General features: G+C 30.3%; 21 protein-coding genes. 16 read left to right on the top strand and 5 right to left on the bottom strand.

What is annotated here, in order from left to right:
• Positions 1-4: 4 nt before the first annotated feature.
• On the bottom strand, positions 5-1,375 hold the full coding sequence (locus ACFQ1U_RS10705) for a saccharopine dehydrogenase family protein (protein ID WP_386108176.1): 1,371 nt from the start codon (positions 1,373-1,375) through the stop codon (positions 5-7).
• Between the two features lie 82 nt (positions 1,376-1,457).
• Here ACFQ1U_RS10705 and ACFQ1U_RS10700 point away from each other — a divergent pair, with 82 nt between their 5' ends.
• The 6 genes from ACFQ1U_RS10700 (at position 1,458) to ACFQ1U_RS10675 (ending at position 7,682) form a co-directional block, all read left to right on the top strand.
• A complete protein-coding gene (locus ACFQ1U_RS10700) occupies positions 1,458-1,838 on the top strand; it encodes a DUF423 domain-containing protein (protein WP_386108174.1) in 381 nt (126 codons plus the stop codon).
• A gap of 88 nt (positions 1,839-1,926) precedes the next feature.
• Positions 1,927-3,519 carry a phosphoenolpyruvate carboxykinase (ATP) gene (pckA, locus tag ACFQ1U_RS10695; RefSeq protein ID WP_386108171.1) on the top strand — a complete coding sequence of 531 codons (1,593 nt, stop codon included), beginning with the start codon at positions 1,927-1,929 and terminating at the stop codon, positions 3,517-3,519.
• A gap of 92 nt (positions 3,520-3,611) precedes the next feature.
• Positions 3,612-5,234 (top strand): adenine deaminase, encoded by a 1,623-nt coding sequence (gene ade, locus ACFQ1U_RS10690; RefSeq protein WP_386108169.1) that lies wholly within the window; start codon positions 3,612-3,614, stop codon positions 5,232-5,234.
• An 8-nt stretch (positions 5,235-5,242) separates the two neighbouring features.
• A complete protein-coding gene (gene ruvC / locus ACFQ1U_RS10685) occupies positions 5,243-5,794 on the top strand; it encodes a crossover junction endodeoxyribonuclease RuvC (protein WP_386108167.1) in 552 nt (183 codons plus the stop codon).
• Between the two features lie 5 nt (positions 5,795-5,799).
• Positions 5,800-6,930, top strand: a complete 1,131-nt coding sequence (gene hemW / locus ACFQ1U_RS10680; protein ID WP_386108165.1) for a radical SAM family heme chaperone HemW — start codon at positions 5,800-5,802, stop codon at positions 6,928-6,930.
• The gene (locus ACFQ1U_RS10675) at positions 6,930-7,682 is read left to right on the top strand and encodes a cyclase family protein (RefSeq protein ID WP_386108163.1); all 753 of its coding nucleotides are present in this window, start codon (positions 6,930-6,932) and stop codon (positions 7,680-7,682) included. Before hemW ends, ACFQ1U_RS10675 begins: the two co-directional genes overlap by 1 nt.
• On the opposite strand, the gene ACFQ1U_RS10670 is transcribed toward ACFQ1U_RS10675, so the two are convergent.
• Together ACFQ1U_RS10670 and ACFQ1U_RS10665 are read right to left on the bottom strand one after the other, a co-directional pair.
• The gene (locus ACFQ1U_RS10670) at positions 7,679-8,293 is read right to left on the bottom strand and encodes a MarC family protein (RefSeq protein WP_386108843.1); all 615 of its coding nucleotides are present in this window, start codon (positions 8,291-8,293) and stop codon (positions 7,679-7,681) included. The genes ACFQ1U_RS10675 and ACFQ1U_RS10670 overlap by 4 nt on opposite strands.
• On the bottom strand, positions 8,286-8,807 hold the full coding sequence (locus tag ACFQ1U_RS10665; protein ID WP_386108161.1) for a DUF3124 domain-containing protein: 522 nt from the start codon (positions 8,805-8,807) through the stop codon (positions 8,286-8,288). Before ACFQ1U_RS10665 ends, ACFQ1U_RS10670 begins: the two co-directional genes overlap by 8 nt.
• A gap of 80 nt (positions 8,808-8,887) precedes the next feature.
• On the opposite strand from ACFQ1U_RS10665, the gene ACFQ1U_RS10660 reads away from it, so the two are divergent.
• From ACFQ1U_RS10660 to ACFQ1U_RS10650, 3 genes are read left to right on the top strand one after another with little or no spacing between them, the layout of a single operon-like run.
• The gene (locus ACFQ1U_RS10660; protein ID WP_386108159.1) at positions 8,888-9,499 is read left to right on the top strand and encodes a DUF4230 domain-containing protein; all 612 of its coding nucleotides are present in this window, start codon (positions 8,888-8,890) and stop codon (positions 9,497-9,499) included.
• Positions 9,499-9,867: an MmcQ/YjbR family DNA-binding protein gene (locus ACFQ1U_RS10655; protein ID WP_386108157.1), complete on the top strand. Its 369-nt coding sequence runs from the start codon at positions 9,499-9,501 to the stop codon at positions 9,865-9,867. The genes ACFQ1U_RS10660 and ACFQ1U_RS10655 overlap by 1 nt, the downstream gene beginning before the upstream one ends.
• Positions 9,864-10,415, top strand: coding sequence for a 5-formyltetrahydrofolate cyclo-ligase (locus ACFQ1U_RS10650; protein WP_386108155.1), 552 nt, complete (start codon positions 9,864-9,866; stop codon positions 10,413-10,415). Before ACFQ1U_RS10655 ends, ACFQ1U_RS10650 begins: the two co-directional genes overlap by 4 nt.
• A gap of 43 nt (positions 10,416-10,458) precedes the next feature.
• On the opposite strand, the gene rho is transcribed toward ACFQ1U_RS10650, so the two are convergent.
• The gene (gene rho, locus ACFQ1U_RS10645) at positions 10,459-12,030 is read right to left on the bottom strand and encodes a transcription termination factor Rho (RefSeq protein ID WP_386108153.1); all 1,572 of its coding nucleotides are present in this window, start codon (positions 12,028-12,030) and stop codon (positions 10,459-10,461) included.
• Positions 12,031-12,227: 197 nt separating this feature from the next.
• Between rho and ACFQ1U_RS10640 the strand changes: the two genes are divergently transcribed.
• The 4 genes from ACFQ1U_RS10640 (at position 12,228) to ACFQ1U_RS10625 (ending at position 16,128) form a co-directional block, all read left to right on the top strand.
• Entirely contained in the window at positions 12,228-12,656 is a 429-nt protein-coding gene (locus tag ACFQ1U_RS10640) for a DUF4293 domain-containing protein (protein WP_386108151.1), read from the top strand.
• Positions 12,657-12,884: 228 nt separating this feature from the next.
• Complete coding sequence (locus ACFQ1U_RS10635; RefSeq protein WP_386108149.1) at positions 12,885-13,541, top strand: response regulator; 657 nt, start codon at positions 12,885-12,887, stop codon at positions 13,539-13,541.
• 115 nt (positions 13,542-13,656) lie between these two features.
• Positions 13,657-14,346, top strand: coding sequence for a hypothetical protein (locus tag ACFQ1U_RS10630; protein ID WP_386108147.1), 690 nt, complete (start codon positions 13,657-13,659; stop codon positions 14,344-14,346).
• Positions 14,347-14,361: 15 nt separating this feature from the next.
• Entirely contained in the window at positions 14,362-16,128 is a 1,767-nt protein-coding gene (locus tag ACFQ1U_RS10625) for a tetratricopeptide repeat-containing sensor histidine kinase (RefSeq protein WP_386108145.1), read from the top strand.
• Here ACFQ1U_RS10625 and ACFQ1U_RS10620 read toward each other — a convergent pair.
• Positions 16,115-16,612: a metallophosphoesterase family protein gene (locus tag ACFQ1U_RS10620; RefSeq protein ID WP_386108143.1), complete on the bottom strand. Its 498-nt coding sequence runs from the start codon at positions 16,610-16,612 to the stop codon at positions 16,115-16,117. The genes ACFQ1U_RS10625 and ACFQ1U_RS10620 overlap by 14 nt on opposite strands.
• 63 nt (positions 16,613-16,675) lie before the next feature.
• Between ACFQ1U_RS10620 and truA the strand changes: the two genes are divergently transcribed.
• The 3 genes from truA to ACFQ1U_RS10605 all read left to right on the top strand — a co-directional run bounded on the left by truA (position 16,676) and on the right by ACFQ1U_RS10605 (position 19,932).
• Positions 16,676-17,425 carry a tRNA pseudouridine(38-40) synthase TruA gene (truA, locus tag ACFQ1U_RS10615; protein ID WP_386108141.1) on the top strand — a complete coding sequence of 250 codons (750 nt, stop codon included), beginning with the start codon at positions 16,676-16,678 and terminating at the stop codon, positions 17,423-17,425.
• A gap of 19 nt (positions 17,426-17,444) precedes the next feature.
• A complete protein-coding gene (locus tag ACFQ1U_RS10610; RefSeq protein ID WP_386108139.1) occupies positions 17,445-19,229 on the top strand; it encodes an ABC transporter ATP-binding protein in 1,785 nt (594 codons plus the stop codon).
• A gap of 226 nt (positions 19,230-19,455) precedes the next feature.
• Complete coding sequence (locus ACFQ1U_RS10605) at positions 19,456-19,932, top strand: hypothetical protein (protein ID WP_386108138.1); 477 nt, start codon at positions 19,456-19,458, stop codon at positions 19,930-19,932.
• The last annotated feature ends 130 nt before the right edge of the window (positions 19,933-20,062 follow it).

Here is a 20,062-nt window from a genome sequence, read left to right as displayed (position 1 = left end):
AGTATTATCCTTTAACAGATTCAGGGTTATAGCCTAAATAAGGTACCTCTTTTTCAATGAAAGTAATACCATATTCTTCTAATTCTTTCAATATTGGTTCATAAACTTCCTTACTTATAGGTAATTGTACACCAGGAGTAGTAATTTCACCATTTAAAATTCGTAATGTTGCCATAGCAACAGGTAATCCTACAGTTTTTGCCATAGCAGTATATGTTTGATCATCCCCTTTAATAACCATACTACTTTCAATTTGATGCTTGCCATGCTGATTTTTGTAACCAAATTTATGATGCATAACAATCATATCTTTATCATCGGCCTGTAGTGTCCATGAATCCATTAATATTTTTTGAAGAATTTGCGCAGGAGTTGCATTTTTTAAACCTATTTTTTTATTCGGATTAAAAATATCAAGCTCTACAAATTTATCCCACATAATATCATCTTGATCAATTTTTAAGTATGATCTAAACTTTAATTCAACAGAATCTGACGGTGAATATGCTAAAAATAAATTTGTGAAATCACGATAACTCATGTTTTCTGAATTCTCAATAGTATACGTATCGTCTGTCATACCTAATTGAACAAATACATTCCAAGCACGAGAAAAACCAACCTTTCTTATAGTACCTCTATACATTGTTGGAATATTTTCGAGACCATATATACTTCTGTATTTTAAAGAATCTCTGTTGGCATATGCTTCAAATTTACCGCTACCATTAATAGTTAAAAACTCGGTTCTTCTAAATAGTTTATGATATGGGATATACTTGTAAGTACCTTCTTGTATAAACATAGAAGCTCCCCCTTGTCCTGCTAATACAACATTTCTTGGATTCCAAGTAAACTTATAATTCCATAAGTTAGTATCGCTTTCAGGAGCAACTAAACCACCACAAAAAGATTCAAATAGTAACATTTCAGCACCACTTTCTCTAATTTCATCAATAATTTTCATGGCGCTCATATGATCTATTCCAGGATCTAAACCAATTTCATTCATAAAAACTAATCCTTTAGCTGTTGCTTCTTCATGTACCGCTTTCATTTCTTTTGAAATATAAGAGGCTGTAACCATATGCTTACCAAGGGTTACACAATTTTTAGCTACTTCAATGTGTAAGTGAGCTGGTAGCATAGAAATAACAATGTCTGCTTTTTCAATAGCTTTTATTCTGCTGTCACTATCAAAAACATCTAAAGCAATTGCAGTGGCTTTACTGTGATTGTTAGTTCTTTTTTTTGCTGATTCCAGACTTACGTCAGCAATGGTTATATGTAAGTTTTCATGTTCAGATTTATCTAAAAGGTATTTAATTAATGAAGAACTAGATCTTCCTGCTCCAATGATTAATATTTGTCTCATAAATATATGCTGTACTTTTGTTGTTAAATTTGGATTCACAATATCGGTAAAATAAGTTTGAAATTTAACAAATAAAACAAAAATGTATAAAAATTTAACAATAGGAGCAGCTTTTGGGATGTTGGCTGTAGTTTTAGGTGCTTTTGGAGCTCATGCATTAAAAAAGATTTTAACTCTAGAAGCTTTAAATAGTTTTGAAACAGCAGTTCGATATCAAATCTACCATGCTATAGTTTTATTGTTTGTAGCATCATTTAAAGGTTTTTCTCCAAAACAAAGTAGAAGTTTAACCTTACTTTTTAGCTTGGGGGTTGTATTATTTTCAGGATCAATCTATGCTATTTATTTGTTAGGAATCCCCGCTAAAAACATTTGGTTTATAACACCTTTGGGTGGGATGGTTTTAGTAGTTGCGTGGTTAGTAATGCTTGCTATATTCTTTAAAAACAGGGAGAAAAAGTAAAAATTTGACAAAAATGAGTCAACCAAGGTCTGTTTAAACAAAAAGACTTATTTTTGTCGAACATTTAACACAGCTAAATAAATTAGAGATGACAAATCTTGAAACGAAAACGATTTCGTTAGACAACTTAGGAATTAAAAATGCCAACGTGCGTTACCAGTTGACTCCTGAGCAGTTACATAACGAAACCATTGAAAAAGAACAAGGAAAAGAAACTGCCTTTGGAGCTTTAGCCGTAAATACAGGTGAATTTACAGGAAGATCTCCTAAAGATAGATTTATTGTTAAAGACAACATTACCAAAGATGAAATTTGGTGGGGTGATATTAACATTCCTTTTGATTCAGAAAAGTTTGACAAATTATACGATAAAGTAACTGCTTATTTATCCGAAAAAGAAGTATTTGTTCGAGATAGTTATGCATGTGCAGATGATAATTATCGCTTAAATATTAGAGTGGTAAATGAATATCCATGGAGTAATATGTTTGCTAATAACATGTTTTTACGTCCTACAGAAGAAGAATTGAAAGGTTTTTCTCCGGAATGGACTGTAATTAACGCTCCAGGTTTTATGGCAAATCCAGAAGAAGACGGAACACGTCAACATAATTTTGCTATTTTAAACTTTACAAGAAAAGTTGCTTTAATTGGAGGTACAGGTTATACAGGTGAAATTAAAAAAGGAATTTTCTCTGCTTTAAACTTCATCTTACCAGTATATAAAAATACATTACCAATGCACTGTTCTGCTAACGTTGGTAAAGAAGGGGATACAGCAATTTTCTTTGGTTTATCAGGTACAGGAAAAACTACTTTATCTACAGACCCTAACAGAAGTTTAATTGGTGATGACGAACATGGTTGGACTTCAGAAAATACAGTGTTTAATTTTGAAGGTGGTTGTTATGCTAAGGTAATTGATTTATCTAAAGAAAAAGAACCAGAAATTTATGGTGCTATTAAGAAAGGTGCTATTTTAGAAAATATTATCATGGATGATAATGGTAATGTAGATTTTCACGATACTTCTATTACGCAAAATACTCGTGTAAGCTACCCAATTCATCATATAGAAAATATTAAAGTACCATCAATAGGAAAGAATCCTAAAAATATATTTTTCTTGACTGCCGATGCATTTGGAGTATTACCTCCAATATCTAAATTAACTCCAGGACAGGCTGCTTACCATTTTATTTCTGGATACACTGCTAAGGTAGCAGGTACAGAAGCTGGTATTAATGAACCATTGCCAAGTTTTTCTGCTTGTTTTGGTGCTCCATTTATGCCACTACACCCAACACGTTATGCAGAAATGCTAAGTAAGAAAATGCAAGATGCAGGGGTTAATGTGTGGTTAGTAAATACAGGATGGACTGGTGGTGCATATGGCACAGGAAGCAGAATGAAGTTAAAGTATACACGAGCTATGATTACTGAAGCTCTAGAAGGTAATTTAGATAATGTAACTTTTGTAGAGCATCCAATTTTTGGTTTATCAATGCCAATAACATGTAAAAACGTTCCAGACGAGGTATTAAACCCTAGAGAAACATGGGCAGATAAAGCTGCTTATGATGCTAAAGCTCAAGAATTAGCTAATTCATTTAGAAAAAACTTTGCTAAGTTTGAAGAAATGGCAAGCGAAGAGATTATTAAAGGAGGGCCTATCGCTTAATTTTAATTAAAAATAAATACTAAGAAAGCATCCGTTATGGATGCTTTTTTTATGGAAAATACTCAGTATTTTAGCAGTAAATAAATCTTATTATGATTGTACAAGGAAATATAGTTGATATACTAAATAAACATATCTACAAAGGAGAAGTTGAGGTTACAGGAGGAAAAATTATAGCAATCAGAAAAGCTGAACACTCAGTTGAAGACTTTATTTTGCCAGGTTTTGTTGATGCACATATTCACATAGAAAGTTCTATGTTGGTTCCATCTGAATTTGCTAAAATAGCGGTGCTTCATGGAACAGTAGCCACGGTATCTGATCCGCATGAAATAGCTAATGTATTAGGTGTAAAAGGAGTTGATTTTATGATAGAAAACGGAAAAAAAGTTCCGTTGAAATTCAATTTTGGAGCACCCTCATGTGTGCCAGCTACTTCTTTTGAAAGTGCTGGAGCGATTATAGATGCTGATGATATTAAAAATATGATGCAAAATCCTGATATTAAGTATTTAGCTGAAATGATGAACTATCCAGGAGTTATATACAATGATGATGAGGTACTTAAAAAAATAGCTTGGGCTAAACATTATAATAAACCTGTAGATGGTCATGCACCAGGATTAAGAGGTGAAGATTTAGATACTTACATATCGGCAGGTATTTATACCGATCATGAATGTTTTACTTATGAAGAAGGTTTAGAAAAGCTACAAAAAGGAATGAAAGTGATTATTAGAGAAGGAAGTGCTGCCAAAAATTTTGAGGCTTTAATTAATCTGCTTCCTGAGTATTATGAACACATGATGTTTTGTTCTGATGATAAACATCCTGATGATTTATTGTTAGGAGGTATTAATCAACTATGCGAGCGAGCTGTTGCCAAAGGAATAGATGTTTTCAAAGTATTACAAGCGGCATGTATAAACCCTGTAAAACACTATAATCTTGAAGTAGGATTATTACAAGAGGGTAATGCTGCCGATTTTATAGTAGTAAAAGATTTACAAAAGTTTGAGGTATCTCAAACTTATATAAATGGTGAATTAGTTGCTGACAATGGACAATCGTTTGTAAAACATGTTGATTTTGAAGTTTTTAATAACTTTAATATTAAAAAGAAGAATGTTTCTGATTTTGAATTTCATTCAGCATCAGAGAAAATTAGAGTTATTGAAGCGTTAGATGGAGAATTAGTAACGAATGAAATAGAGGCAGATTCTTTATTAAAAGATGGGAATTTAGTTTCAGATATTAAGAATGATGTATTAAAAATAACAGTAGTAAATCGTTATCAAAATACGTCACCTTCTATAGCATTTATTAAAAATTTTGGATTAAAAGAAGGCGCAATTGCTAGTTCTGTTGGTCACGATTCTCATAATATTATAGCTGTAGGAGTGTCTGACGAATTGATTTGTAAAGCAGTAAATTTGCTTATTGAAAACAAAGGCGGTATTTGTGCAGTTACTTCTTCTAAAGAAAAAGTAGTTCCTTTACCAGTTGCAGGAATCATGTCTGATAAATCTGCAGAAGAAATTGGTAAAGCTTATGCAGAACTTGATAAAATGGCAAAAGATTTAGGTAGTAAGTTAAGAGCTCCGTACATGACATTATCATTTATGGCGTTGTTAGTAATTCCTTCATTAAAACTTTCAGATAAAGGATTGTTTGATGGAAACACTTTTAAATTTACCTCTTTAGAGGTTAAATAAATGATAATTTGAAGACAGAAAAAATCATATTAGGTATAGATCCAGGAACTTCCATTATGGGTTTTGGGATTATAAAAGTGGTAGGTAAAAAGATGGAATTTGTTCAAATGAATGAATTGATGTTAAAAAAGTACGATGATCATTACTTAAAGTTAAAGTTAATTTTTGAGCGTACCATTGAATTAATTGATACTTATCATCCTGATGAAATAGCTTTAGAAGCTCCTTTTTTTGGTAAAAATGTCCAATCTATGTTAAAATTGGGAAGAGCACAAGGTGTTGCAATGGCTGCTGGGTTATCCAGACAAATACCGGTAACTGAATATGCACCAAGAAAAATAAAAATGGCAATAACAGGTAAAGGTACTGCCAGTAAAGAACAGGTAGCTTTAATGTTAAAATCTGTTTTAAATTTAAAAGAGTTACCTAAAAATTTAGATGCTACAGATGGTTTAGCAGCTGCTGTATGTCACTATTATAACTCAGGAAAAAAAATAGGAGGTAAAAATTATACTGGTTGGGCTGCGTTTGTAAAGCAAAACCCTAATAAAATTAGTTAAAACTAATGTCTGGAATTTACATTCATATACCGTTTTGTAAGCAAGCTTGTTATTATTGCGATTTTCATTTTTCTACTTCTTTAAAGTATAAAGAAGAGATGTTAATGGCAATTCAACAAGAGCTAATTTTAAGAAAAGAAACATTTAAAAACGAGCAAGTAGCAACTATTTATTTTGGAGGTGGCACACCAAGTATTTTATCATCAGATGAAATAAACCAATTAATAGCAACGGTTTATGCTAATTATAAGGTGGTTAAAAGTCCTGAAATAACTTTAGAAGCAAATCCAGATGATTTAACTACAGAAAGGCTGCTTGAAATTGCAGACTCAAAAGTTAATAGGTTAAGCATAGGAATTCAATCTTTTTTTGAAAAAGATTTAAAACTAATGAATAGGGCGCATGATGCTGAAGAGGCAAAAAGATGTCTAGCAACAGCTACGCAGTATTTTGATAATATTTCTATTGATTTGATATATGGTATTCCCAATACTACTAATGATGAATGGAAACAAAATATTGAAACAGCATTGTCATTTGGTGTTCCTCATATTTCAAGTTATGCTTTAACAGTAGAACCAAAAACAGCTTTAGCAAGCTTTATAGAAAAGGGTATTATTGATGATGTTGATGATGAAAAAGCACAAGAGCAATTTTTAATATTGGTAGATACTTTAACAAATGAAGGTTTTACGCATTACGAACTTTCAAATTTTGGAAAAGATAATTTTTTCAGCAAAAATAATTCTGCTTATTGGCAAGGTAAAAAGTATATGGGTGTTGGTCCATCTGCACATTCATTTAACGGTTCAGAAAGGGGTTGGAATATAGCGAATAATAAAAAATATATAAATAGTATTCAGCAGCAAAAATTACCGATTGAAATTGAAGAGCTTTCTGTAACAGATAGCTATAATGAATATGTTATGACAGGTTTAAGAACTATTTGGGGTGTTTCTTTTACTAAGGTAAGAGAAGATTTTGGACCAAAATTTTTAGCATATTTAAAAATGCAATCAGAGAAGTTTGTTGCAAAAGATTTATTGTATATTGAAAATAATACGTTAAAAGCTACTCGAAAAGGGAAATTTTTAACAGACGGAATTGCAAGTGATTTATTTAAATTAAATTTATAATGATTGTTAATATCAACCATAAAAACACTACATATTTGGTAGATTTATCTAAACCTATAGATATTTCAATACCTATAGATGTGAATACGCCAAATATTAATGCTTGGTATATTGATGATCCTAAAATTTATCCTGAAAAGTTTAATGATCAGGCCTTAAAAGTATCCGAAGGCTCTTCGGTTAATTTTAATAGTATTCATTTCAATCCACATTCGCATATTACACATACAGAGTGTGTAGGTCATATCACTGAAAAGGTGTATTCTGTAAACCAATATTTACAACAGTTCTTTTTTTTAGCAGAGGTAGTTTCGATTACACCTGAAAAACATGGAAATGATACTGTGATAACCAAAGACCAATTAACATATTTATTGAAAGATAAACAATGTGAGGCTTTAGTAATAAGAACATTGCCAAACTCTAATAACAAGAAGAGTAAACGATATTCTAATACCAATCCTACTTATTTATTAGAAGATGCAGCAATTTATTTGAGAGAAATCGGAATAGAGCATTTGTTAATAGATTTGCCTTCTGTAGATAAGGAAAAGGATGATGGTTTGTTGTTATCACACAATGCGTTTTGGAATACGCAAGGCGAGATAAGATTAAGCGCTACTATTACAGAGTTTATTTATGTGCCAACAAAAGTAATTGACGGAACTTATTTTTTAAATTTAATGATAGCTCCCTTTCATAATGACGCTACACCAAGTAAACCTATTTTATATGCTATTAATAAAAACTAAGCGTTGGTCATAAAAAAATCTTTCAATCCGCTTAAAATACTTTGTACAGCATATGCAGCAAGTATTAGTCCCATAACTTTACTAATTACACTAATACCATATTCACCCACTCTTTTTTGAATTAAACCTGCAGCAAGTAATATTAACATGGTAATACTAACAACAATCATTACTAAAAAAGTAGTGGTAATTTGTTGGTGTATTGTGTAAAGATTATTGTCGGTTAGTAAAACAACGGCCATAATAGATCCAGGAGAAGCAATAGATGGAATGGCTACAGGAAAAATTGTAACATGCTTATAATCGGTAATCATGTGTTTTTCGCTTTCAGGTTTACTTTCACCAAAAACCATAGTTAATGCAAATAAAAAGAGAATAACACCACCAGATATTTGAAAAGCATCTAAAGAAACTTTCATCCCTTCAAGAATTATTTGACCTACAACAATAAAAAATAAAAGAATTAAAAAAGCGATTACACTAGCTCTAATCGCTACTTTTTTTCTGTGTTTTTGATCAAGTTCTTTTGTAGCCTCTAAAAAAACAGGAACCGATCCTAATGGGTCAATCACCACAATTAAAAAAAGTATTCTAGTAATTATTTCAGTAATCATAATTTTTAAGTTGTTTTCCTTGAGTTGTAAAAGATAAACCTTGTTGCCCAGAGGTAGATATCATAACAGCATCAAATAAAGGAGTATTTGTTTTTTTAGGAATACTCCAATTAAAAATAAAATTAGCACCAGAACCGCCTTCATCATCATTTTCATTGATAATAATTTCAACAGTTTCCATTGGAGCTATATAAACAGGTTGGTTTATATAATTTCTAATAGCTTTTCCTTCTGTATTATAATACGTAGCTTTAGATATATAAACACTATCAGTTGTATTGGTATTTCTTATACTAACAGTAGCAGTTAAATTATGAGACCTATGTTCCGTTTTACTATAAATTTCAGAATAAACTGCCAAATAGCTTGCGCCATTTTGCAAGGAATCTTTACTAAGGCTTTTTAGTGTCCGTTTACTCCAATCTACCTTAATATTAGGAGTGTTGTTATATGTTTTGTCACAAGAAACAAAACATATAAAAAATGTGTATAAAAAAAATAGATTTCTCATAATTTACATTAGCTCAAAGCTGCTAAGCTAAGTTATACCAAAAGGTACTAAGTACCAAACTAAATTTGTAACTTCGTGTTATGGAGTTATTATTTTTAGGATTGGCATTAGGTACAATTGCCTCTTACTTTATATTTAAAAAATTTACAGCTGTTCAAAAGAAAAGTTTAACCGAAAAGCAATCGGTTGTTTTGTTGGATAAGATTAAAAAAGTATCAAAATTAATTACAGTAGAGGGTGAGTTTGCTGAAATCTATCATCATGAAAACACACAAGAAAAGTTTTTAGGTTTAATTTCTAGCAGAAAGAAAGCCATTATAATTATTAATGCAAAAACTCATATTGGTTTTGATTTTAGAAAAATTAAAATGACATCTAACACTAAAAATAAAACTATTGTTTTGTCAGATTTTCCTAAGCCAGAAGTTTTGTCAATAGAACCCAATATTCGTTTTTATGATATTCAAAACGGTTTGTTAAATAAGTTTAATTCAGAAGATTTAACTCAGGTAAACAAAGAAGCTAAAGAGCATATTTTACAAAAGATCCCAGAAAGTAATTTAATGCAAACAGCAAATCAGGAAGCTTTAGAGGCTATTTTGTTAATGCAAAATTTAGTTGAAACTATTGGTTGGAAGTTAGATTATTCTGCTTTAGAATTACCGCCTTCGGAGCAAAAACTAATAGAATAATGCATATAGATCAACTCAGAGAATATTGTATTCAAAAAAAAGGAGTAACCGAACATTTTCCTTTTGATGATGTAACTTTAGTGTTTAAAGTTATGGGAAAAATGTTTGCATTGATTGGTTTAAATAAGTGGGAGCAAGGTGAGCCTAAAATCAATCTAAAATGCGATCCAGATAAAGCTGTTTTATTAAGAAATACATACGAATCAGTAAAACCAGGCTTTCATATGAATAAAAAGCATTGGAATACCGTTTTGTTAAATAATGATGTTAATGATGATTTAGCTTTCGAATTAATAGATCATTCTTATAATCTTGTGGTTAAAGGTTTAACTAAAAAATTACAAAAAGAATTAAACACTTTAGCATGATGAAAAAAAGTGAACTAAGAAAACTTTACAAAAGAAAGCGAAAAGAGTTAACTAAAGAACAAGTTATTAGTCTTCAGAAAAACATATATAAACAGGTTTTTTTTCTGGATTTTTCAAAGGTTACCTACATACATGTTTTTTTATCAATTGAAAAGCAACATGAAATAGATACACAGCCTATAATAGATTTTTTACGAGTGTTAGGCAAAACCATTGTAATTAGTAAAAGTGATTTTAAAACAAACACATTAAAACATTACTTGTATAATGAAAATACTCGCTTAGAAGTAAATGAATATGGAATTCCTGAGCCAGTAAATGCTGAAAGAATAGCTGTTGAAAATATTGATTTAGTATTTGTGCCTATGTTAATTTCTGATGCTAAAAATTATAGAGTAGGATACGGAAAAGGTTTTTATGATCGTTTTTTAAAAGAATGTAAATCAACTGTAAAAACCATAGGTTTAAACTTTTTCGAGCCAATTACTAGTATTGAAGATGTTGATGAACATGATGTTGCTTTACAGAAAGTGATCTATCCAATATAAAAAAATCCCGCTATTGGCGGGATTTTTTTGTTTCAAAGTTTTACTATCCGTTCATAGAAATTAAAAACTCATCATTATTTTTTGTAAACTTGATTTTCTCATTAATAAACTCCATAGCCTCAATAGGGTTCATGTCAGCTAAATATTTACGTAATACCCACATTCTGTGAACTGTTTTGTCATCTAGTAATAAATCATCTCTACGTGTGCTAGATTTAATTAAATCGATAGCAGGATAAATTCTACGGTTAGCAATATTACGTTCTAATTGAAGTTCCATGTTACCAGTACCTTTGAATTCTTCAAAAATAACTTCGTCCATTTTTGAACCAGTTTCAGTTAAAGCAGTAGCAATAATAGTTAAAGAACCACCATTTTCAATATTACGAGCAGCTCCAAAGAAGCGTTTAGGCTTGTGTAATGCATTAGCATCAATACCACCCGATAATATTTTACCAGACGCAGGAGCAACGGTATTGTATGCTCTAGCTAAACGAGTTATAGAATCTAATAAAATAACAACATCGTGCCCACATTCAACTAAACGTTTTGCTTTTTCTAAAACAATGTTTGCTACACGAACATGCTTATCTGCTGGTTCATCAAAGGTAGAAGCAACCACTTCACCTCTAACGCTTCGTTGCATATCAGTTACCTCCTCAGGTCTTTCATCAATTAATAAAACAATCTGATAAACTTCTGGGTGATTGGCAGCAATAGCATTGGCCACGTCTTTTAATAACATGGTCTTACCAGTTTTAGGTTGTGCTACAATCATACCACGTTGACCTTTACCAATAGGAGAAAATAAATCGATAATTCTAGTTGAAAGAGAGCTTCCTTTTTCTGCTAAATTAAATTTTTCATTAGCGAATAACGGAGTTAAATGTTCGAATGAAACACGATCACGAACAATATTTGGATTTAATCCGTTAATTTTAGATACTCTTATTAAAGGAAAGTATTTTTCTCCTTCTTTTGGAGGGCGAACATTTCCTCTAACGGTATCACCAGTTTTTAAACCAAATAACTTGATTTGAGATTGCGATACATATATATCATCAGGAGATGATAGGTAGTTGTAATCTGAAGAACGTAAAAAACCATATCCGTCAGGCATCATTTCTAATACACCTTCACTTTCTATAATACCATCAAATTCAAAATCAGGATCACGGTATTTATTACCATTTTTATGGTTACGTTGTGTTTTTTGATTTTTATTATTGTTGTTATTATTCTTTTGATTGTTTTGTCTTCTTTGAGGTTTGTTGTTTTGAGGTTTTGCCTCTTCTGTAGTATTTTTCTTCTCTACAGCTTCTGTTTTGTTGTTATTAACAGGTTGTTTTTTCTCAACAGTTTTAGGCTTAGCGGGAGCTTTTTCTTGAGCTTTTTCTTTTTGCTCTGGTTTTGTTGAGTTAGATATACGCTTTCTTTTAGGTTTTTCTGTTTTTTCTTCAGTTGTTACCTTTCCTGTAGCTTCTGCTTGCGCATCTAAAATTTTGTAAACTAAATCTAATTTTTTTAGCTGACTCACTTTTGTCAGTCCAATAGTTTTGGCAATTTGTTGAAGTTCTGCCAGCTTTTTAGCTTTTAAATCCGAGATTTCGAACATTAGAAATATAAATTAATTAATGAGAATCCTTTTTGGGGGAATTTGTTAAGTTGTTAAGTTCTTTTTGATTAACACAGAAATATGAAATATATGTCTGTTGTGTGAGGTTTAACTGTAGCAAATATATACAAATAATTTAATTTGTAAAGTTTCTTTTTAAAAAAAGAAGTATTACATTTGCCTTCCATTCAAAAAAAATGATACAAAGAATACAATCAATACATTTATTAGTTGCCGGATTATTATCCGGGGTTTTAACACAATATACAAGTGTTTGGACTACTGCATCTAAAGATGTATATATTAATGATTTATTTTCAAGTGGTATTACATCTTTATTAATACCTGTATTGTTTTACAGTTCTGCTTTATTATCAATAGTAACTATTTTTTTATTTAAAAATAGACAGTTACAATTTGTTATGGGGCGTTTAAATATTTTGACAAACCTTATTTTATTAGGAGTATTGATATATGTATCACTAACTTTACCTGGAGAAGCTTCTGTTTCTGAGAAAGGTATTGGGATGTTTGTTCCAGTTTTAGCTATTTTGCTTTTGTTTTTTGCAAATAGGGCTATAAAAAAGGACGAAGATCTTGTAAAATCTGTTGATAGATTACGATAACCCTAACATCTTAGTATATTTAGTGCGAAAAGAAACCGAGAATTATTCTCGGTTTTTTGTTATATGCTAATTCCTTATTTTTGAATATATTATAAGGTTTTTAAAGTTGGTCTTTAAAAATCTTATTAGGGTTTTCCCTTAGATGATTAGGGTAAACCCTTAGTGTAAATTGAGGGTGTTTGTAATTTGGTCATAACGTAGTAACCTCATAAATTTGTAAACGTAACGATGAAACAAAAAATCAAAGTTCATATAGCCGATGATCATAAGATATTGATAGAAGGCGTTGTAGCTCTTTTAAATACAGATGATAATATTGAGATAGAAGGTTTTTCTTTAACTGGTAAACAAGTTGTAGATTGGTCTAAGAAAAATAAAGCTGATGTTTTAATTCTTGATATTAATATGCCAGAAATGGATGGTATATCGGTTTTGAAAACTTTTCAAAAGAGAAGTACAAACCAAAAAACCATCATATTGTCTGGATTGAGTGATCCGAAATTAGTGCAAGAAATGATAGCTTTAGGTGCCAATGGGTTTATTGAAAAAAGTTCAGCAAGTGAGCATATCATTAAAGCAATAAAATCGGTTTATAGAGGTGAACAATATTATAGTGATGATATTAAAAGTAGCCTTTTTGATCTATTTGTTAACGAATCTAAAACAGATGAAACTATCAAAAGTGTTGTAGACGAACCGTTAACCGATAGAGAAATTGAAGTGTTAAAATTAATAACACAAGAATTAAGTACTTCTGAAATGGCCGAGAAGTTAGATGTAAGTGTAAAAACGATAGAGGCACATAGAAGAAGCTTATACAAAAAATTAAAAGTAAGAAATGTGGTAGGTTTGGCAATGTATGCGGTCAAAAACAATATAGTTTAAAGTCTCCCTTCAGTTATTTTATAGAAGTTCCCCGTAAAATACTCCTTAAAACTATAAAGCATATGTTGCCAAACATTTTTAAATAATAAAACAAATCCTCTAAAATATATTTATTATGAAAAAAATAGTTAGTTTACTAGTGTTAGGTGTGGTGTTTTTAACATCATGTACCTCAGAAGATGAAGCAGGAATAGAAGAGACAGCACTTTTAAAGAGCTATGAAATAAAGAAAGATATAAACGGAAGGTTTACTATAGACTACAAAGTTAATGAAACAGTGGTTTCTGATTTCGTTAAAAATTATGAGAACGGCTATAACGAAATTTATTTATATGAAGGTAGTAAAGCTCCAGAAGAGGTTGGCAAGTCTATCTCATCTAAAAATATTGATTTAAACAATAATGAATTAAAAGTAGGGTTTTACGAGAATAATGCTAAAAAGAAATCTATTTTTATTAAAGATGGAATTATTAGTTTATCTAAAAATAACGAATTTATTGAATCCTCGCCTTATCTTGATAGTTACAGTATTTCTGATATGGGAAATGATGAATATAAATTAATTTTTGTTACTAAAGAAAGCGTTGATGTTGAATTTAACTATTCTGATGTTGATAATATACATGAAATTGTTTTAAAGTCTGGAGATAGTGAGTCTAAAAGATATTCTAAAATTTATAGAAAAAGTTCTGATAAACTACAAATTGATTTTGTAAATGAATTATCTGGAAATTTCACAAGCAAATATTCCTCTAAAACATTTTACACAGAAAAGGTGCCAAGAGTCATAATTGTTACAGAGTAATTTAAACATTAAATATTGATTAATAAAATTAAATATTCGAAAATATTAGTCCCCCTTATATTTGTATTTTTATTTTCACAAGCAAGAGCTGAGTCGTTAGACTCGGCTTTTTCTGCTATAATTCAAGTCGATACCTCAAATATAAAGTATAAAAAATATACAATTGGTAAAAAGTTGTATCAATCTGGAGAATATTCTAAATCTTTAAAGTATTTGTTAGATGCTATAAATACTGAAAAATCATCTTCTTTTTATAACGCTGAAATATACTCATTAATTGCAGGTATATATTTTGAATCTGAAAATTATAACGAATCTATTAATTATTTTAAGAGGTCTTTAGGGTGTTTTAATAATAACTTTGTGGATAAACAAATTACTGATGAAGATGCTGTTTTAAGAGGAAATGTTTATTTAAAACTATCAGCAGCTTATTATAAAATTAACATTAAAGATAGCTCAATTTATTTTTTAAAAAAAATAATTTCTAATAACCAAATTAATACAAAATACAGAAAAATAGAAGGAAATGCTTATGGAAACTTAGCAGCAATATATATAAGTAGCGATTCAGAGTCTGAATTAGTTATAAATTATCTGACTAAAGCAATTGAAATACATAAGCAAGTAAATAATTTGTCATCTTTAGCTGCCAGTTATTCTAATTTAGCTACTATTCATGTTAAAAATAAAGATTATTTAAAAGCAAAATATTTTTATAATAAAGCTTTAGAAATACTTGAGGATAAAAATGATAAACAGTCAGTAGAATATAAAGAATCATTATATGATAATATGGCCTGGTCTCTGTATAATTTAAAAGATTATACAGCATATGAATATGTTACTAAGTCATATAGTATAAGAGATAGTTTAAATGAAAAAAAATTAAAGGCTGATATAAAAAAAATACAATTAAGACACAATATAGATCTAGTAAAAAAAGCCGAAGAAAACAAAAGACTACGTTTAGAAAGAAATAATTGGATAATTGGCGTTGTAGGTATTTTAGTGTCTTTACTGTTTTTGTATATAGCTAACTTATACAAGTTAAAGCAAAAAAATTTACGTTTAAAACTATCAGAAAATGAGCTAGAGCAACAACGTAAATTAGAAAAACTAAAATCAGATTCTCAAGCAAAAATTATTAATGCTGCAATAGATGGTAAAGAAACTGAAAGAAAACAAATTGCAGAAATTTTACATGATAATGTGAGTGCGTTACTATCATCAGCAAATATGCATTTACAAGCGACACAAAAGCAATTTAAAGGAGATGAAGTTCCAATTGAAATTCAGAAATCACAACAAATTATATTAGAAGCATCCCAAAAAATAAGGGAGTTATCTCATAATTTAGTATCGTCTGTACTGTTAAAGTTCGGTTTAGAATATGCTATTAAAGATGCCGCCAAAAAGTATTCTAATTCAAGTTTACGCTTTTTTACTGCAATTTCTAATGTTAATAGGTATGCTCAAGAATATGAAATTAAAATTTTTAATATTGTTCAAGAGTTAATAAATAATATTTTAAAACATAGCAAAGCAGAAAAAGCATATATAGCTATGGAAGAAGAAGATAGTATGCTAACCATTATGGTAAAAGATGATGGAAAAGGCTTTGATACTAATAAAAGTAAAGACGGAATTGGGTTGAACCAAATTAGAGCGAGAGTAGATATGCTAAATGGAAGTTTTGAAATAGAATCTGCTAAAAATATAGGTACTAAAATTATAATAAAAGTTCCAGTAGTAAGAAACCAAGTTCCTAAGAGCGCTTAGATAGTTCTATAACTTCCATATTTTTGATATTTCCATTATCAATTTCAAATCTTACCATAGTTCTAACTTTATGAAAACCATGCTTACCAGCTGCACCTGGATTTATGTGTAATAACTGTAATTTTTCATCATATTGAACCTTCAAAATATGCGAGTGTCCACAAATGAAAATTGTTGGAGGGTTTAAATGTAATTGCTCTCTTATTCGCTGATTATATTTCCCAGGATATCCCCCAATATGTGTAATCCAAATAGTTACGCCTTCAAGTTCAAATCGGTTATCAAGAGGGAACTCTGCTCTAGCATTTTTATCATCAATATTACCATAAACAGCCCTAAGCGGTTTGTGTTTTTTTAAAGTATCTGTAACTGCTAAATCACCAATATCTCCAGCATGCCATACTTCATCGGCCAGTTTTACAAATTTTAATATTTGATCATCAATATAACTGTGCGTATCTGATAAAAGTAAAATTTTCTTCACACCACTAAAGTACAAATAACCAAATAAAATCCGTAGTTTAGCTATTTAAAAAATAACAGTTTTTTGAGGTATTTTTTAGCGCTTTCATACAACGGAAAAAACTATTACGGTTGGCAAATTCAACCCGAAGTAATTTCAGTACAAGAGCAAATAAATAAAGCAATTAGTACTATTTTACAAGAGGAAATAAATATCGTAGGAGCAGGTAGAACAGATGCAGGTGTACATGCTTCTCAAATGTTTGCACATTTTGATACTAATAAAGTGTTGCAAGAAAATTTTACATATAAGCTAAATGCCATTTTACCTAACGATATTGTAATTTACAAAACCATAGTTGTTGATGACGAGGCACATGCGAGATTTGACGCTACAAGTAGAAGTTATGAATATAAAATTTGGATGGGTAGAAATCCGTTTTTATTAGACACTACATGGCAACTTAATTATAAAAATATTGATATTGATGCCATGAATAAAGCCGCTAAAATTTTATTAGAATACGAAGATTTTGAATGTTTCTCTAAAGTTAAAACAGATGTACATACTTTTAATTGTGAGGTAACAGAAGCGTATTGGAAGCAAAAAGGCAATGAATTAACTTTTTATATTTCTGCAAATAGGTTTTTACGAAATATGGTAAGAGCCATTGTAGGTACTTTATTAGAGGTAGGCTTGCAAAAGAAATCTGTAGAAGACTTTAGAAATGTTATTGAAAGTAAAAACAGAGGTAATGCTGGTGTTTCGGTTCCAGCAAAAGGATTATTTTTAACCAAAGTAGCATACGATTATATAAGTTTTGAGCAAGAATAATACAGGAAATGCATTTGATATGAAAATTTTTGCAAGACTGATGAGTTTTGCAAAAAGATATCGTGTACAGTTTTGGGTAGCAACTATATCTACCATTTTATTATCTATATTTTCAGCAGCCAGCCCTGTTATTCTACATTGGGCGGTAGATGATTTTACGGTTACAAAAGATGTGAATAATTTATTGTACTACACTATTTTAATGTTAGTAGTATTAATTATTCAGGTAATTCTTCAGTTTACATTTATTTACTACGCAAACTGGGTTGGGCAGCATATTATTAGAGATATGCGCGCTAAAATTTTCAGAAATATCATGCAATTTAAAATGACTTATTTTGATACCAACTCGGTAGGTAGATTGGTAACCAGAGTGGTGTCAGATATAGAAACAATTGCGAACTTCTTTTCTCAAGGAGTTTTTATGATTGTTAGTGATGTTTTAAAAATGCTAGTGGTAATTGTAGTAATGTTTGTTATTAATTGGAAATTAGCATTAATAGCCATGTCGGTTATGCCAATTTTAATTTATGCAACCAAAATATTTCAAATAGCTATCAAAGCAACATTCCAAGATGTAAGAAACCAAGTAGCAAACCTCAATGGTTTTGTTCAGGAGCGTGTTACAGGTATGAAAATTGTGCAATTATTTAATAGAGAAAAAATAGAGTATAAAAACTTTATGGAAATAAATGATAAGCACAAAAAAGCTCATATTAAAACGGTTTGGTATTATTCTATTTTCTTTCCAATTGCAGAAATATTATCATCCATAGCAATTGGTTTAATTGTATGGTTTGGAGGTTTGCAAGTTATAGAGAACTATAGTGAAACAAGTTCAGTAGCTAACGGAATTGCTCAAGTTGTAAAAAGTAATGGAATTACTGTTGGTGCAATATTAGGATTTATACAAATGGCTCAAATGTTATTTAGACCTCTTAGGCAAATTGCTGATAAGTTTAACCAGTTACAAATGGGAATTGTTGCTGGAGAGCGAGTGTTTAAGGTTATGGATACGAATAGTTTTATTGATAAATCAGGAACAACGTCAGCAAATAAAATTAAAGGAGATATCACTTTTAAAGATGTTAGGTTCAGCTATGTTAAAGGTGAAGAAGTACTTAAAGGTGTTTCATTTGAAGTTAAAAAAGGAGAAACTGTTGCTATTGTTGGGGCAACAGGAGCAGGAAAGTCTACAATCATTAATCTAATTAGTCGTTTTTATGAAATTGATAGTGGAACTATTTTAGTTGATGATACGCCTGTGCAAGACTATAGTATAGATACATTAAGAGAACAAGTAGCTGTTGTTTTACAAGATGTTTTTTTATTTTCTGATAGTATTCTTAACAATATTACCTTAAAAGAAGAAACAGTAACAAAAGAAGAGGTAGAAAGGGCAGCAAAGCAAATAGGCATTCATGATTTTATCATGAGTTTACCAAACGGATACGATTATAATGTAAAAGAAAGAGGTGCTATGTTATCATCGGGGCAGCGTCAATTAATTGCATTTTTAAGAGCTTTTGTAAGTAAGCCAAGTATTTTAATCTTAGATGAAGCAACCTCCTCTGTAGATACACATTCAGAACAAATGATTCAGTATGCAACTGATGAAATTACTAAAGATAGAACTTCAATTATTATAGCGCACAGACTAGCTACAATTAAAAAAGCAGATACCATTATAGTTATGGACAAAGGAGTAATTGTAGAAAAAGGTAATCATCAAGAATTATTAGCAAAGGAGAATGGTTATTACAAAAATTTATATGATAAACAATTTAGTTCAGATACAGTATAGGTGTATACAGCTTTAAATAAGAATATTTTTTAAGTACCAAATACTAAAAATTATAATTGTAAGTTTAGTTAGAGTATAAAAAAATGTACGTTATAACGATAAAATACAGTATTGCTTTTAGCTTTGATTTTAAACAAGGTATGCATTAATTAAGTTATATTTTATTTGTTTAGTACAATCAAAATGTTACATTTGTTATACAATCTTAAACTAAAAATCATTAACAATGAAAAAAGTAATTTTATCTGTTTTAGTTGCTGGTTCTTTATTAGCAACTTCTTGTAAGAAAGCTGAAAAAGCTGCTGACGATGCAAAAAACGCTACTGAAGCTGTTGCTAACGAGGCAAAAGACGCTGCTGCTGAGGCTGCAGAAGCTACAAAAGATGCTGCTAACGAAGCTGCTGACGCTGTAACTGAAGCTGCTGATGAGGCTAAAAAATCTGTTGAATCTGCTTTAGAAGGTGTTGAAATTCCATCTTTTGAAAACGCAGAAGTAACTGAGCATTTAAAGTCTTATGCTGAGTACGCAAAAGAGTACATTGCTGCTGGAGGTGATGTAGTAAAAAATGCAGATTTAGCTAAAAAAGGTACTGAATTAGCTGCTAAAGGTAAAGAGTTATTAGCTAACTTAGATGAAGCTGCTGCTGCTAAATTCAAAGCTACTATGAGCGCTATCCAATCTAAAATGGCACCTGCTAAATAATTTTAGATTTACAAATCATAAAAAAGGCTCTCGATTATCGAGAGCCTTTTTTATTAATCCTGTCCCGTCCTAAAATAAGTTTACACCAATAAGACTTATTTTATGAATAACAGTTTACGCAAGAAAAAGC

Source organism: Tenacibaculum geojense (assembly GCF_042676005.1).
Taxonomy (GTDB): Bacteria; Bacteroidota; Bacteroidia; order Flavobacteriales; family Flavobacteriaceae; genus Polaribacter; species Polaribacter geojense.
This window is presented reverse-complemented; position numbering and strand designations above follow the sequence as displayed.